At 66.6% G+C, this 13863-nt stretch carries 12 protein-coding genes; 5 read left to right on the top strand and 7 right to left on the bottom strand.

Translation table 11 applies throughout. From position 1 onward, the window contains the following. Positions 1–58: 58 nt before the first annotated feature. A complete protein-coding gene (locus tag ACOYYX_RS04760) occupies positions 59–1459 on the bottom strand; it encodes a reverse transcriptase family protein (protein WP_422928790.1) in 1401 nt (466 codons plus the stop codon). 168 nt (positions 1460–1627) lie between these two features. Beyond that, positions 1628–3280, bottom strand: coding sequence for an NAD-dependent malic enzyme (locus ACOYYX_RS04765; RefSeq protein ID WP_422931590.1), 1653 nt, complete (start codon positions 3278–3280; stop codon positions 1628–1630). 331 nt (positions 3281–3611) lie between these two features. Between ACOYYX_RS04765 and ACOYYX_RS04770 the strand changes: the two genes are divergently transcribed. Beyond that, complete coding sequence (locus ACOYYX_RS04770) at positions 3612–4247, top strand: Dps family protein (protein ID WP_422928791.1); 636 nt, start codon at positions 3612–3614, stop codon at positions 4245–4247. A gap of 72 nt (positions 4248–4319) precedes the next feature. On the opposite strand, the gene ACOYYX_RS04775 is transcribed toward ACOYYX_RS04770, so the two are convergent. Together ACOYYX_RS04775 and ACOYYX_RS04780 are read right to left on the bottom strand one after the other, a co-directional pair. Continuing rightward, positions 4320–6254, bottom strand: coding sequence for a cation acetate symporter (locus tag ACOYYX_RS04775; RefSeq protein WP_422928792.1), 1935 nt, complete (start codon positions 6252–6254; stop codon positions 4320–4322). Next, the gene (locus tag ACOYYX_RS04780) at positions 6251–6598 is read right to left on the bottom strand and encodes a DUF485 domain-containing protein (protein WP_422928793.1); all 348 of its coding nucleotides are present in this window, start codon (positions 6596–6598) and stop codon (positions 6251–6253) included. The genes ACOYYX_RS04775 and ACOYYX_RS04780 overlap by 4 nt, the downstream gene beginning before the upstream one ends. A gap of 404 nt (positions 6599–7002) precedes the next feature. Here ACOYYX_RS04780 and ACOYYX_RS04785 point away from each other — a divergent pair, with 404 nt between their 5' ends. Beyond that, on the top strand, positions 7003–7707 hold the full coding sequence (locus ACOYYX_RS04785; protein WP_422928794.1) for a hypothetical protein: 705 nt from the start codon (positions 7003–7005) through the stop codon (positions 7705–7707). Between the two features lie 164 nt (positions 7708–7871). Here the strand turns inward: ACOYYX_RS04785 and ACOYYX_RS04790 are convergent, their stop codons facing one another. Further along, positions 7872–8306: a protein-tyrosine phosphatase family protein gene (locus ACOYYX_RS04790; RefSeq protein ID WP_422928795.1), complete on the bottom strand. Its 435-nt coding sequence runs from the start codon at positions 8304–8306 to the stop codon at positions 7872–7874. A 266-nt stretch (positions 8307–8572) separates the two neighbouring features. Here ACOYYX_RS04790 and ACOYYX_RS04795 point away from each other — a divergent pair, with 266 nt between their 5' ends. Next, positions 8573–10138: a carboxypeptidase-like regulatory domain-containing protein gene (locus tag ACOYYX_RS04795; RefSeq protein WP_422928796.1), complete on the top strand. Its 1566-nt coding sequence runs from the start codon at positions 8573–8575 to the stop codon at positions 10136–10138. A gap of 14 nt (positions 10139–10152) precedes the next feature. On the opposite strand, the gene ACOYYX_RS04800 is transcribed toward ACOYYX_RS04795, so the two are convergent. Continuing rightward, a complete protein-coding gene (locus tag ACOYYX_RS04800; protein ID WP_422928797.1) occupies positions 10153–10863 on the bottom strand; it encodes a GntR family transcriptional regulator in 711 nt (236 codons plus the stop codon). Between the two features lie 180 nt (positions 10864–11043). Here ACOYYX_RS04800 and ACOYYX_RS04805 point away from each other — a divergent pair, with 180 nt between their 5' ends. Continuing rightward, a complete protein-coding gene (locus tag ACOYYX_RS04805; protein ID WP_422928798.1) occupies positions 11044–11547 on the top strand; it encodes a MarR family winged helix-turn-helix transcriptional regulator in 504 nt (167 codons plus the stop codon). Between the two features lie 187 nt (positions 11548–11734). Further along, the gene (locus tag ACOYYX_RS04810) at positions 11735–12598 is read left to right on the top strand and encodes a hypothetical protein (protein WP_422928799.1); all 864 of its coding nucleotides are present in this window, start codon (positions 11735–11737) and stop codon (positions 12596–12598) included. A gap of 97 nt (positions 12599–12695) precedes the next feature. On the opposite strand, the gene ACOYYX_RS04815 is transcribed toward ACOYYX_RS04810, so the two are convergent. Next, positions 12696–13709, bottom strand: a complete 1014-nt coding sequence (locus ACOYYX_RS04815; RefSeq protein WP_422928800.1) for a zinc-dependent alcohol dehydrogenase family protein — start codon at positions 13707–13709, stop codon at positions 12696–12698. Positions 13710–13863: the final 154 nt, after the last annotated feature.

Raw genomic sequence — 13863 nt, forward strand, 5'->3', positions numbered from 1 at the left:
CTCGACCTGGCCCGAAAGGGTCTGGTCAACGGTCGGCCCCAGGATACACGCTCGGCCCTCACCAGGCGATCCGCTCGAACATCGACATGAGCTTGCGACCTCGGGCGGGGTTGAGCGTCGCCACGTACTGGACCCGGCCCGCCAGATGGGCCCGGAAATCGGGGAGTTTCCGGCGGTTCTGCGCCTCGGGGCCGTGCCGGACGCAGTTGTACAGGGTGGCTTTCAGGAGGTCATAGTCATCGCGAGGGACGTTCGGGACCTCGTTGACCACGACCCCGCCGATCTTCTGCCGGCCCCCTCGACGCATCAGGCGCGTCTTGCGGGTCTGGATGGCGAACCCTGCCTCGATCGCGATGGCGGCCACCTGGATGTGGAAGCGGTCGACCCCTCTGGCGAACTCGGGGCCTCCCGAGAAGGCCAGGTCGTCGGCATAGCGTGTGTACCGGGCTCCTGCCATGCTCGCCAGGGCCGAGAGGCGGGCGTCGAGGCTCCGGAAGCAGAGATTCGCCAGCGCGGGAGAACTCGGGGCCCCCTGCGGCAGGTGGGGACGCCAGAAGACCTGCCGGGTTCGCCAGAGTTCGTCCCCGACGAGCGGGCAGGCGGGATCGCGCCAGACCCTTGGCGGCACCGCATTCGTGCAGATCCCGGCCAGGGCCTGCGCGACGGCCTCGGGATACCCGGCCGTGCGGAAGACCGCGAGGACCTGGGCGAATCCTACCGAGGGGAAGAAGTGGCGTAAGTCGAGCTTCAGGACGACGTATTGTCCGATATGCGGCTCGATATACGTGCGGATCGAGCGTCCGAGGCGGAAGCCGTGGGCCGCGTCGTGCGGCGGGATCTTCGCGAGGATCTCATCCAGCACCCGACGCTGGATCGCCTTGAGCCGGGACTTGGGGCATTCGATCAGCCGGGCCGAACCGGAGGCCTTGGGCTGCCAGTGGTAGCGATAGTGCGTCAGCGGGCCTTCGGTGATCTTGCCACCCCGCGACTGGACGTCGGCGAACCAGGCCAGCTCCGCGGGGGTCAGGGCAAGCCAGGGGGCCAACTCGGCCCTCGTCGTCAACGGGTGTAGATCCCAGGACGAAGGTGGGCCCTTCGCGGGGGCCATCAAGGGCGTCTGGGCCTGAAGGAACCTGTTCTGGGCGTGAGGTTGGTCGTGCAGGCGCCTGTTCTCCTCGCCGCAGGCGAAGAGGAACTTCTCGTCGATGCAAAGGAAGGCCACGAGATGGAAGAGCCTGGGTCGGGACGACTCGCCGAAGTGACGTATCAGGCGCTTGATGAGCGCGGGGAGCCAGCGGGGGCGACCTCCGAAGAAACTCCGACCCCTCGCGAGCAGCGCCTCCGTCTCCCAGGGGCCTTCGAGGAGGGCCTCGGCGAGTTGCCGGGAGACGAACTCGTACGAACAGCCCTTGGTAAACAGCGGCGAGACTCCAACCCGACTCGTCCGGCGTGTGCTCAACTACGCAGGGCGTAGCGCCGCACACGCGCCGATCATGCTCGTCTCACGCGATCCCTCGGGGTAACCCCGAAGAGGTGTTCGAGGCCGTACGAAGACGGTCCCTGCACCCGCTTGGAGTCCCGCCGCTTGAGCGACAGGGTAATACCCCGGGGGTATGCTGGTCAAGTGTCAATGCTTTCGGCGGATCTTCGGGTACTCGGGCTGCCACCATCGGGCGTCGAACCGGCGGTCCAACTCCTCTTCGCTGGTCGTCTCGGCAAGCCCCTCGGCCTGGGCCTGGAGGGCCACGGCTTTGGCGATCTGGCGCGAGACCTTGTCGATCTCCTCGAGGGCGGGGAAGAGCGAGGCGTCGGGCGAGCGTCGGGCGGGGGCGTTCTGCGAGAGGGTCCGTGCGGCGGCGAGGAACATCGTGTCGGAGACCCGGCTCGCCCCCGAAGTCATGATCCCCTGGCCCATGCCGGGGAAGATGTACGAGTTATTGCATTGCCCGATGCGGAAGACCCGGCCGTTGTGCGGGACGTCGGCGAAGGGGCTCCCGGTGGCGATCAGGGCCCGCCCCTCGGTCCAGACGACGAGGTCGGCCGGGATCGCCTCGCAGCGCGAGGTCGGGTTCGAGAGCGGGAAGATGGCCGGGCGTTGGACGTGGCTGGCCATGCGCCTGATGGCCTCCTCCCGGAAGGCCCCCGGCTGGCCCGAGGTCCCGATCAGCACGGTCGGCTTGACGTTCTCGATCGTGTCCAGGAAAGAGATCTCGTCGCCGAGGTCCGGCCAGCTTGCGACCATCGCGCGAGGCTTGGCGTACTTCGCCTGGAAGGGCTGGAGCCCCGTCATGCCCTCGACGAGCAGGCCGTGGCGGTCGACGAGCCAGATCCTCGCGATGGCCTCGGCCTCGCTCAAACCGTCGTCGACCATCGCCGCGACGATCTGGTCGCTGATGCCGGTCCCCGCCGTGCCCGCGCCGAGGACGACGATGCGCTGATCGACCAACTTCGTCTGCGCGACCTCGCCGGCGGCGAGGACGGCGGAGAGGGCCACCGCGGCCGTCCCCTGGATGTCGTCGTTGAACGTGCAGAGCCGATCTCGATAGCGATCGAGCAGTCGATGGGCGTTGGGGAGGGCGAAGTCTTCCCACTGGAGCAGGGTGTTGGGCAGGGCCTTCGTCACCGCCTGGACGAAGGCCTCGATGAAGTCGTCATAAGCCTGACCCCGCACACGCTCGTGCCGCCACCCGAGGTAGAGGGGGTCGGCGAGGGAGTCGGGGTTATCCGTGCCGACGTCGAGCAGGATCGGGAGGGTCCGCGCGGGGTGGATGCCGCCGCAGAGGGTATAGAGGGCGAGCTTGCCCACGGGGATCCCCATGCCCCCCACGCCGAGGTCGCCGAGGCCGAGGATCCGCTCGCCGTCGGTGACGACGATCACGTCCACGTCCTTGTACGGGCGGTTCTCGAGGATCGACTCCATCTCGTCCCGATACTGGTACGAGAGGAAGAGGCCCCGGGGGCTCCGGTAGATCTTGCTGAAGTGCTGGCAGGCCTCGCCGACCACGGGGGTATAGATCAGGGGCATCATCTCGGCGATGTGCCCCTTCATCAGCTTGTAAAAGAGGACCTCGTTGCGGTCCTGGAGGTCGCGAAGGTAGATATGCTGGAGGATGCTCGACGTACGCTGCTGGAAATCGCCGTAGCGGCGTGCGAGTTGCTCGTCAAGGGTGCCGACGTGGGGGGGCAAGAGCCCGTGGAGGCCGAACTCGGCGCGTTCCTCTTCCGTGAAGGCGCTCCCCTTGTTGAAGACGGGGCAGCCGAGCAGGCTGCTCCCGGACATGGGGATCTCATAAAGGTTCTCACCCGTCGATTCATCAACCGAGGTCTCGAAATCCCACACGATGCGTCTCCGTCACCTTTGCGTTGGGGCCCGCGCCGGGTCCTCGAATCCGAGGTCGGCCGGGCCTCGCCCTCGCCGCCGGGATTCGGGCCTATTGTGGGTGGGGCCGCCCGGGATGACAATCCGCGAGGCGTCCCTTTCGCCGAGCCCGAGACGGCGACCCTACAATACCTTGGTGTTCGTCGTGGCCTGCCGGGATCCGCCAGCCTCCCGCCATGCCCGACGACGGTTACCGATGAATGGATGTGCCCACGACGAGAGCCCGCAAACCATGAAAACTCGCCCAACGACTTCCAAGAAGATCACGAACGGGAACGGCCACGGCAGCCCGGGGACGAGCGAGAAGGCCCAGCCGCTGCTCCACCAGCGATCGAAGGAGACCCAGCCGTACGGCACCATCACCCGCCTGCCGATCGGCCTCGAGGAATCCACCTGCGCCGCCAGCGTCGAGGCCCTGAACCAGATCCTGGCCGACACCATGTCGGTCCGCGACCTCTACAAGAAGCATCACTGGCAAGTCTCGGGCCCGACCTTTTACCAACTCCATCTCCTGTTCGACAAGCACCACGGCGAGCAGGCCGAGCTCGTCGACGGCCTGGCCGAGCGGATCCAGTCCCTCGGCGGCGTGAGCATCGCCATGCCGCATGATGTCGTCGAGCTGACGCAGGTCCCGCGCCCGCCCAAGGGCCGCGAGGAAGTCCCCGTGCAGATCTCCCGCCTGCTCGAGGCCCACGAGATCGTCCTGAAGGGGGCCCGCAAGGCCGCCAAGGCCGCCGCCGACAGGGGCGACGACGGCACCAACGACATGCTCGTCAGCGACGTGATCCGCACCAACGAGCTCCAGGTCTGGTTCATCGCCGAGCACCTCGTCGACACGCCGACCGTCAAGGCCGACGGCGAGGCCTGAGCCGATGAACTCCAGGATCGAGGCGGGGTCGGGTCGGGCAATGCTCGGTCCCGGCCCCGCCTTCGTTGGCGCTCAGTGCTCGATATAATTCTTGGAAAGCCCCAACTCCTCGGGGGCGTGGAGCCGTAACATCTTCAGGTGGACGTCGGCCGGGATGTGCTTGACCGTCAGCTTCGAGACGGCATACATCACGCCGAGCGAGAGGGGGACACCCCAGATCGCCGGCTGCTCCAGCAACGACCGCCACAAGGGCTCGACGTGGAGGGTCAGGATCTTCTTGTCGAGGAGCATGGACGTGACGATGGCCGCCAGCGAGAGCAGGCCGCCGATCAGCATCCCGCTCGCCGCGCCGAACTTGGTGAGGCCCGGCCACCACGAGCCGAGCAACAGCAGCGGGAAGTACGAGGCCGCCGCGATCGCGAAGGCCCAGCCGACCATCATCGCGATGTCGAACGACTCGACGAGGAAGCCCAGCAGGATCGAGACCGTCCCCACGATCACGGCCGAGACCTTGAAGGCCAGTAGCCTCGATTCGGGCGACGCCGACGGTCGCAGGATCCTGCCGTAGATGTCGTGGGCCAGGGCCCCCGACATGCTCACGAGCAGGCCGGAGAAGGTCGACATGAACGCGGCGAAGGCCCCCGCGCTGGTGATCCCGCTCAGGATCTGGCCGAGCAATGGGCTCTCGAGCGCCATCGGCAGGCGAATCACGACGCTATCGGTCGTGTTGTTGGCGTAGAGCCCCGGCGAGGCCGCGCGCCCCAGGACGCCCCACATCGGCGGGAAGACGTAGAAGGCCCCCAGCATCACCATGACCCAGAGGGTCGTGCGCTTGGCCGCGCGGCCGTCGGGGTTCGTGTAGAACCGCACGAGGATGTGGGGCAGCCCGGCCGTCCCGCAGATCAGGGCGATGATCAGGGAGTACGTGTAGAGCAGGGGGTAGCCGTGCTTCGACGTCAACGGGCCGAACGGCTCGAGCCACTTTTTGTTCGCGGGAGCATTGGGGGCGAGGCTCCCCTTCGGCAGGGTCATCCTGGCCGGCTTGGCGAACTCGAGCTTGAGCCCGGAGACGACCGGCTTCTCCCCCTGAAAGACGGGCTTGCCGTCCTTCGTCGCGGCGACGGAGCCGATGTCGACGATCGTGCCCGCGATGAGCTTGCCCGGCTTGATCGGCAACTCGGGGGCGTCCTCGCCTTCGAGGGGAGCCCGCGCCGGAGTGACCTTGTCGATCACGGCGCCGCCGGGAAACTCGACGCGGGTCGTCCCCGCCGCGGAGAAGGTGACGACGTTGGCGGGATAGCCTTCCGCCCCCTTGACGGCCACGGTCGTGTCCGCGACCAGGGTCGGGATGGAGGCCGGCTCGTGCTCGAGGGCCTGGAGATTCGACGAGTAGCCGCCGAAGACCGACATCAAAATGAAGATGGGCAGGGAGATCGCGAAGGCCTTGGCCCAGTACTGGAAGGCCTGGACGAAGGTGATCCCCTTCATGCCGCCGAGCGCGACGTTGAACGTGATGACCGCGCCGACGACGACGATGCCGGCCCAGTACGGCCAGTTCATGATCGTCCCCATCACCACGCCGGCCCCCTTCATCTGGGGCATCGTGTAGAAGAACCCGATGAAGAGGACGAACGTCACGGCGATCTTGCGGAAGATCGGGCTGTCGAACCGCCCCTCGGCGAAGTCGGGGATCGTGTACGCCCCGAACCGGCGCAAGGGGCCGGCGATGAAGAGGAGCAGGAACAGATATCCCGCCGCATAACAGACGGGATACCAGAGTACGTCATACCCGTTCTTCATCAGGAGCCCGGCGATCCCCATGAATGAGGCGGCCGAGAGGTATTCGCCGGAGATCGCCGAGGCGTTCCAGAAGACGCTCACCGAGCGCCCGGCGACGAAGAAGTCGGAGGCCGTCCGCGCCTTGCGCGTGGCGTAGATGCCGAGGCCCACCGTGGCCGCCGTCATCAGGACGACGAACGCGACCGCAATCCAGGAGATATTCGTCATCGCGAGGCCTCGCTCTCTGAGCCGGCGGGGTTCTCGAGGAAGTCGCGCCAGTCCTGGCACGAGGCCTCGATGCGGTTCGAGGCCCTGACGAAATAGGCGGAGAGCAGGACCGTGACCGGGAAGGAGAGCACGCCCAGGAAGAGCCAGGTCGCCGTGAACCCGAGCACCGGCCGATTCGCCAGCTCGGGCCAGAAGGCATTGACCAGCGGCAGGCCCAGCAGCAGCGTCAGGAAGACCGCGGCCACCCTGAGGCTCAAGGCCGCTTGCCTTCTCATGACCACGCGGGCGAGTTGCGCATGGTCCTCGGCCGACAGGAGGCGATTCGTCTCCGGGTCGGGTGTCATCGCGACCTCCGTCTCATCTTTAGGTGATTTCTACAATTCGCCGCGAGGCGAAAGGGCTTTGCCGCTCATTCGGGCGGATGCGCCCGGAGAGGCGCCCTACTGTAGGGAGGCCGAAAACAACTCGCAAGGGCCTGCGCACGAGGGGACTGCCCCTCGCATGGGGTCGGATCATGACGGACTTTCGCGTTGGCCCCTTGTTTTGGCATTCATCTTGCCACAATAATTAAAGTGCAACCCCGCCGAACACCTCGATAACACACCCTTGAATCTCCACCACTGAGTTTCGCGCCGAGTCCGGCCTCCCCGCAGGGATGCGGTCGAGCGCCATCACGAGCCGTGGAAGGTCGAGCCTCAGGAGACGGCCGCCTTCCAAAGAGGTGGTAGCGATGCTTGGCGATCTTAGGATGGGCATGATTTTCGTGGCCCTGAGCACCGGGGCCCTCGGTTGTGCGGGGACGGGACAGGTCCGATACGTGTACCAGGATGGCCAATCCGGAGTCATCGGGCTGCCGGAGAACACGTCCCGCTGGCCGACCTATTACCGGCAGCATGCCGAGGAATTGATGTCGAAGCACTTCCCCTCGGGGTACGAGATCGTACGCGCCGAGGAGGTCGAGGAAGGCTCGCGTACGCTGACGATCAACGGCACGAACGCGGCCGAGCTCGCCACCTCCGACGCGAGCAAGATCCTCTCCCTGGGCAAGATCGGGCGCACGTCCAGCCGCACCCAGGCGGACACGCTCAAGATCAAGGAATGCCGGATCGTCTACAAGAAGACGGCGCCGACCGAGCACGTCGTCCGCAAGCCGGGCGAATATACCGATCAGGCTGTCTGGAACCCCTCCGCCTACATCGACCCGAATACGCCGATCCGCGACGGTTCGGCCAAGAAGCTCGCCGACGCCGGCGCCAAGAAGAAGGACGGCGAGTCGGATAAAGATAAGGACAAAGCCAAGGCCGCCGAGCCAGGCACACCGACCGAGCTGGCCAAGGAGCCGAAGGACGCGAAGCCGGACGAACCCAAGAAGGCCATCCCCGTGAAGGCGGCCGCCATTGGCCTTCCGCGCTGTCTCTCCGCGGTTTCGATGACGGTTCGCCTCGCCGCCTGACCGCGGGCGAGACGACCCTTACATCTTCGCAACGAACCACCTGCCGGCCCGCATGCCACCCGCGTGCGAGTGCCGGCTTGTTTCGTTTCTGAGGGTTGTCGTCGTCAATTTTGAGAACGTGAGTATCCACCGCATGACAGAGAGCTTCTCCATCATGAATGATCTCAATCGATCATTTTATCCTGATTCGCCGTGATGCGGACGACTTCCGCCCAGAGGAGGGGCGAGGCATCGGCGATCCCGGCACCGGCGATTCTGGCAAGCCCTTGAGGAGTCTCACCCGGATTGAGGTGGTCAATCGCGGCGGCGGCGATGCAGGGAGATCGGCTCAACCCCTCGCTGCAACAGACGAGCGTCGGTGTTCCCGATGCGAGCAACTTCGCGACCGACTCGACCGCCAGGCGGACGAGCCAGGGGGGATTTCCCGGCCCGTCGGCCAGCGGGAAACGCAGGTAGATCAGATCCCTCGACAGCACAGCCGGCGGCTCATTCGCTGCGAGGTCGACGACCGCCTCGATTCCCGCCTCGTGGATCGCCCGCAGATCCCGCCCATCCCCCGCATGCCCCAGCCAGAGAGGGTATCCGGCGATCCGACGCATCGTCATTCTCCCTCGGCCGTTGTTTCGGGGCTCGTCGTCATTTGAACACAAAATTTCCCCAGACGACCCACGTCGTGATAAATCATCTCGATCCTTGGACAAGGAGCAGTGTCACTAAGGCGTCGCTTCCTCGCGAGATCATGATATCCTGAAGATCCCCCCACGCTTCCATCTCTCTCCATTGAAGCGTCAATTGGCGTTTCCGACCTGGCAACGGGCGGCGGGCCGACGAGACGAGCAGGCTTGCTCGTCGTCTGGAGGAATCGATGCAACGTGGCAACGGCGTGGGTCGTGGGTCCATGATGGGGCGTGCGCTCTGGCTGTCCGTCCGGTTCTGCATACTGATGATGCTCGCGTTCGAGATCTCGGCGTCGGCCGCGGTCGCCCTGGAAATGACATCCCTCAAGGGGATCGTCGTCGATGAAGAGGGCAAGCCCGTCGGCGGTGTCCGTGTCAGCTCCAGGCACGTGGAGATGGACGGCACCGACCTGGCGACGACCGGGGATGATGGCACGTTTGCCATCGCCATGGAATTGATGATGGATGGGAGAATCTTCGGTCGTCTCAAGGCGGAAGCCGCCGATGGACGGCTCGGCTTTCTCGCCTTTATTCAGAAGAGGTCGGAGCCGGTTCGCATCGTCCTCAAGGCCCCGAAGTCCCTGGCCGTCCAGGTCAAGGATCGAGGCGGGAAGCCGGTGGCCGGGGCTTCTCTCGCCTTCATCGTGCCGGGGACCGAAATCGCCGAGGGCATGACCGACGCGGAGGGCTGGTGGAGGATCAAGATCCCGGCCGACGCCGAGAAATGGGAGGATTCGATTCCGGTGTGGTGGGTCTCGGCTTGGAAGTCGGGGGTAGGCTTCGACTATGCCGGGTTCAGGCAAGCACCGAGAGGGCCTCTCAGGCCGGTGCCGGAAACACTGACACTCAAGCTCGACGGGGCTCGTCGACTGCGGATCAAGGCGGTCGACCTCGCGGGCAAGCCGGTCGCCGGCATCAGGGTCTCGCCCTCGGTGATTCAGAAGGCAGGCTATGAGCTGGGAATGATCAACGCGATCCCTTGGGGATCCAGGCCGATAACGCAGGAGGATGGGGTTGCGGTCATCGACTGGCTGCCGGAGGCCTTGCATGGTCCTCTCGGGTTCCGAACCCGATCCGAGGACTGGCACCAGGCCGAGCATGAGACCCGATTCGACCCGGAGAATCCCGTGGATGAACTCGTCCTCACGCAGCTCCCGGTCGAGGAACTCTCGGGTCGCGTCACCCATGCCGACGGCCGGCCCGCGGCGGGGATCATGGTCTGGGCCTACGCGCGAGGTTCGGGGACTATCGGGTTAGACGGCAACTCCAGGACCGATGCCGAAGGGCGTTATCGGTTGCGGGCCTGTTCCGAGCAGTCGTACGTCATCACGGCGAGCGGAGATGGGTTGGCGGCCCCGTACAAGGCCGGAGTCGTGCTCCGGGCCGGGAAGCCGGTGGACGGACTGGATTTCGTCGTCGGGCGAGGAACCCAGCTGCGCGGTCGGCTTACGATCGGCCGGGACGGTCGACCCGTCCCGGAGGCCTTCGTGACGGTGAGTGTCGATCGGGGGGAGATCCCCGAGGAACTCCGACGCAAGGAAGATCGCATCCCGCGCCACGTCATGCTACACTTCTGGAAGCAGACCGAGAAGGACGGCACTTACGAGTTCTTGCTCGGCCCCGGCGACTATCGCCTCCAGGGGCCGAAGGGGGTGAAACCCATCGAGATCTCCATCCCCGTCCAGGATCCCCCGGCGGAGATCATTCACGACCTCCGCATCCCTCCGCCGCAGCAAGGAGACTTAAAGGTTTGACCCGTTGCACCGCCTCAGGCGGTTCTGGCCGAGGGGTTACTCGGCTCGGCGGTGAAGGGGGCAGGGGCCGCGGCCGGCTCGGCGAGGTACTCGGGCGGGATGCGGTCGGGGGCGGAGAAGCAGCCGGCGTGGGCGCGCAGGAGGCGGCCGGCCTCGACTCCGTCGCCCCGCGCGAGGGCCTCGACGATCGGCGCGTGGGATTCGGCGACGGCCTCAAGGTTGAACGAGCGCTGGTTCAGGCCGACTCGCACGCGGACCTCGAGCATCAAGGAATCCCAGAGCCGCAGGAGGACCGAGTTGCCCGAGGCCTTCACCACCGTCCGGTGGAACTCCATGTTCTGCTCGGCGTAGGCGTCGAGGTCGTGCTTCCTCGCCGCCTTGCGGATCCCCTCGAGCTGCTCGCGGAGCGGGCCGATGTCCTTGGCCAACGCTTCGGCGCCGAGCTTCGCGGCCTCCTCCTCCAGGACCCCGCGCACGTGCGTGGATTCGCACATCTCGGGCTCGCTGATGCCCCGGACTCGCGTGCCCCGGTACGTCACCGACTCGACCAGGCGGAGCGCCTCCAGCTCTCGCAGGGCCTCGCGGACCGGCCCCTGGCTCGAGCGGAACTCGCCGGCGATCTGCAATTCCACGAGGCGGTCGCCCGGCTGGTACGTCCCGTCCAGGATGCGCTGGACCAGCGCCCGACGGATCTTCGCTCGCGTGGAGTCATGCCGCCCTGCCATCGATCGACCCTCGCCCCGGATTCCCGCTCGCCGAAATCTCCGGGGCGAGTCCCGATCGGCTCCGACCGGATTCACCTCGCCCGTGCGATTCAACGTATTGTAGCCCGGGGACGTGACTCCGTATCATCGTAATCGACGATGATTGTTGACACAAATATTGTCGTGCGATAGTTTGAATCCATGAGCAGCGAACCTTCAGATGATTCGGTCTCGGTCCGCAGCGAGCTGGGGGACGAGATCAAGAAGCGCGATCCGTTCGAGTCTCCCCAGCAGGAGGTCTACCTCAACCTGGCGAGGACGGCGGACATCCTCGAGTCGGAGTTCTCGCGCCTGTTCAAGCAGCGCGGGGTGACGCACGCGCAGTACAACGTGCTGCGGATCCTGCGCGGGGCCGGGACGGAGCTGCCCTGCCTGGAGGTGGCGAGCCGGATGATCTCGCACCTTCCGGATATCACGCGGCTGGTCGACCGGCTGGAGTCGGCGGGGCTGGTGGAGCGTTGCCGGACGCAGGAGGACCGGCGGGTCGTCCTCGTCCGGATCACGGAGGCGGGCCTGACCTTGCTGGGGGGGCTCGACGAGCCCGTGAGAGATCTGCATCAGAGGCAGCTCGGCCACCTCTCCGTGGAGGAGCTGGACGAGCTGAATCGGTTGCTGGTGAAGGCGAGGCGGCCCAAGGGTTCGTAGTCCCGCGCCGGGCCTCGACGATCGATCGAGACCCTTGGGCTGACTCCCATAATGTTGACCGAGGCTCGCGCTGACCTTGTTGCCGGGGGCGGGGTGGGGATGGGACGCGTACGCCCTTTCCGTCCCGGCCGGCTTCGCTGGCTCTTTGGTGCTCGTGGTCGTGCTTCGGTCCCGGGAGGGCCTGTCGATGATGATGGTGCTGACGTCGGTCCTGTTCGGCGTGGTCGGTCCCGCACTCGTGGCGGCCTTCGTGTTGTTCGCGAGCCACCTGATCTCGCGACGGGGCGAGACGCCCCCCGCGTATGACTGGGGGCTCCCGCCGGCGGTCGGGCTCGGGTATCTGGCCGGGCATTTCGCGATCGCCTGGCCGTCGTCGGATGTGACCGACCGCATCCCCTGGCTCGTGGCGGGGGCGATCGTGCTCGGGATCTTCGAGGCCGCCAGGCCGACCCCGCGCTGGGTCCGCGGCGAGAACGGCCTGATCTTCACGCTGGCGGTCCTGCTCGTGATGCTCGGCCCCGCGATCCAGGAGACCTGGGGCACTCGCGAGGCCAACCTCTGGCTCGCGGCCCTCGGCGCCATCGTGCTGGTGGCCTGGATCAACCTCGAGGCCCTCGCGGCTCGGCTCAAAGGGTCCGCGCTGATGGTCCCCCTGCTGGCCTGGGTCGGGGGCGCGGGGGCGGTGCTGCTGCTCTCGGGGAGCATGGTGCTCGGTCGGCTCGGCGGGGCGCTGGCCTCGGCCCTCCTCGGCGCCTGGCTCGTCTCCAGGCGGAACTCGCCGATCAACGTCGCGAGGGGGACGATCCCCGTCATCGCCGTGACGATCGCGTCACTCCTGCTCGAAGGCCACGTCTACGCCCAGGCGGCGCAGGCCGGAGTGGCGCTCGTGGCGATCGCCCCGCTCCTGCTCTGGATCACGCGGATCGGGCCGATCCGCAACGGGCGTCCCTGGGTGGCCGCCTTGATCGGGACCGTGCTCGTCCTGATCCCGATCGGCGTCGCGCTGGGCATGGCCATCGCGGCCGATATGGGCGATGCCTCCGAGTATTGATCCGACGGACGCATGAATCTCGATATGCCGATGAGCAATGGAGGTTCGCGTGCGAATGCCCGCACGCGAGCCTCCGTCATCGCGCCCGATACTCTCGTCAGGCGCCCTTGATCACGATCTTGCCGAAGTGCGAGCCGCTCTCCATGTGTCGCAGTGCGGCGGGGGCCTCCTCGAACGGGAAGACCCTGTCGATGACGGGGCGGATCTTGTGGTAGGTGATCGCGCGGTTCATCGCCTCGAACATCGCGCGCGAGCCGACGTAGATCCCCTGGATGCGGATCGCCTTCATCAAGACGGGGAAGAGGCCGATCTCGCCGCCGCCCCCCGAGAGGACGCCGATCATGCTGATCCGGCCGCCGCTGGCCACGGCGCCGAGGGATTTCGGCAGCGTGCCCGAGCCGCCGACCTCGACGACGTGGTCGACCCCGACGCCATCGGTCAGCTTTCGCGCGGCCTTGTCCCAGTCGGGGGTCGTCTTGTAATTGATGAGGTCTGCGGCCCCCATCTCCTTGACTCGCGCCAGCTTCTCGTCGCTGCTCGACGTGGCGATCACCCGGACTCCGGCGATCCTCGCGAACTGGAGCGCGAAGAGGGAGACGCCCCCCGTACCTTGCACGAGGACGGTGTCGCCCGCCTTGGGGGTCCCGTTCTCGAAGATCGCGTGCCAGGCCGTGACCGCCGCGCAGGGGAGGGTGGCCCCCTCCTCGAAGCTGAGGTGCTCCGGGATCTTCACGACGCCATTCGCGTCGAGGACGACCGACTCGGCGAGCACCCCCGGGATCGCGCCGCCGAGTGCCGTCCTGGCCGCGGCGTCGGTCAGTCCCCCCGAGATCCAGCCTTGCATGAAAATGCCGGCGACGCGGTCCCCCACCTTGACGTTCGTGACTCCCGGGCCGACCGCCTCGACCTCGCCCGCCGCGTCGGAGAGGGGCACGATCGGCAGCGGGAGCTTCGGGTTGTACAGCCCCTTCGCGACGAGCAGGTCGCGATAGTTGAGCGACGCGGCCCGGACGCGGACGAGCACCTGGCCGTGGCCGGGCTCCGGTTTGGCGACGTCGTCCAGGCGCAGGCCGTCGGCGCCGCCGAAATCGTGGATGCGGAAGGCTCGCATGAGGGTATCCCTACGACTCAAAGGCCGCTGTTGGCGGAATGGGATCTCGAAGGGCCGGCGCAACCCCTGCCGATCGCCGGCCCAGGCCTCGCCGATTGTCTCACAACCGGAGGGCTCGAAAAATCGGGGCGCGGTCGAGCAGAGTTCGCTTGCC

The sequence above is a fragment of the Singulisphaera chitinilytica genome, assembly GCF_049331405.1.
In the GTDB taxonomy this organism is placed as follows: domain Bacteria; phylum Planctomycetota; class Planctomycetia; order Isosphaerales; family Isosphaeraceae; genus PoT.

Excerpts from the sequence above, each read along its gene's own strand:
- ACOYYX_RS04805 (WP_422928798.1), top strand. The coding sequence starts at position 11,044 with ATGAGCAGCGAACCTTCAGATGATTCGGTCTCGGTCCGCAGCGAGCTG.
- ACOYYX_RS04770 (WP_422928791.1), top strand. The coding sequence starts at position 3,612 with ATGAAAACTCGCCCAACGACTTCCAAGAAGATCACGAACGGGAACGGC.
- ACOYYX_RS04790 (WP_422928795.1), bottom strand. The coding sequence starts at position 8,306 with ATGCGTCGGATCGCCGGATACCCTCTCTGGCTGGGGCATGCGGGGGAT.
- ACOYYX_RS04775 (WP_422928792.1), bottom strand. The coding sequence starts at position 6,254 with ATGACGAATATCTCCTGGATTGCGGTCGCGTTCGTCGTCCTGATGACG.
- ACOYYX_RS04765 (WP_422931590.1), bottom strand. The coding sequence starts at position 3,280 with ATGTCCGGGAGCAGCCTGCTCGGCTGCCCCGTCTTCAACAAGGGGAGC.
- ACOYYX_RS04780 (WP_422928793.1), bottom strand. The coding sequence starts at position 6,598 with ATGACACCCGACCCGGAGACGAATCGCCTCCTGTCGGCCGAGGACCAT.
- ACOYYX_RS04800 (WP_422928797.1), bottom strand. The coding sequence starts at position 10,863 with ATGGCAGGGCGGCATGACTCCACGCGAGCGAAGATCCGTCGGGCGCTG.
- ACOYYX_RS04785 (WP_422928794.1), top strand. The coding sequence starts at position 7,003 with ATGGGCATGATTTTCGTGGCCCTGAGCACCGGGGCCCTCGGTTGTGCG.
- ACOYYX_RS04810 (WP_422928799.1), top strand. The coding sequence starts at position 11,735 with ATGATGATGGTGCTGACGTCGGTCCTGTTCGGCGTGGTCGGTCCCGCA.
- ACOYYX_RS04815 (WP_422928800.1), bottom strand. The coding sequence starts at position 13,709 with ATGCGAGCCTTCCGCATCCACGATTTCGGCGGCGCCGACGGCCTGCGC.
- ACOYYX_RS04795 (WP_422928796.1), top strand. The coding sequence starts at position 8,573 with ATGCAACGTGGCAACGGCGTGGGTCGTGGGTCCATGATGGGGCGTGCG.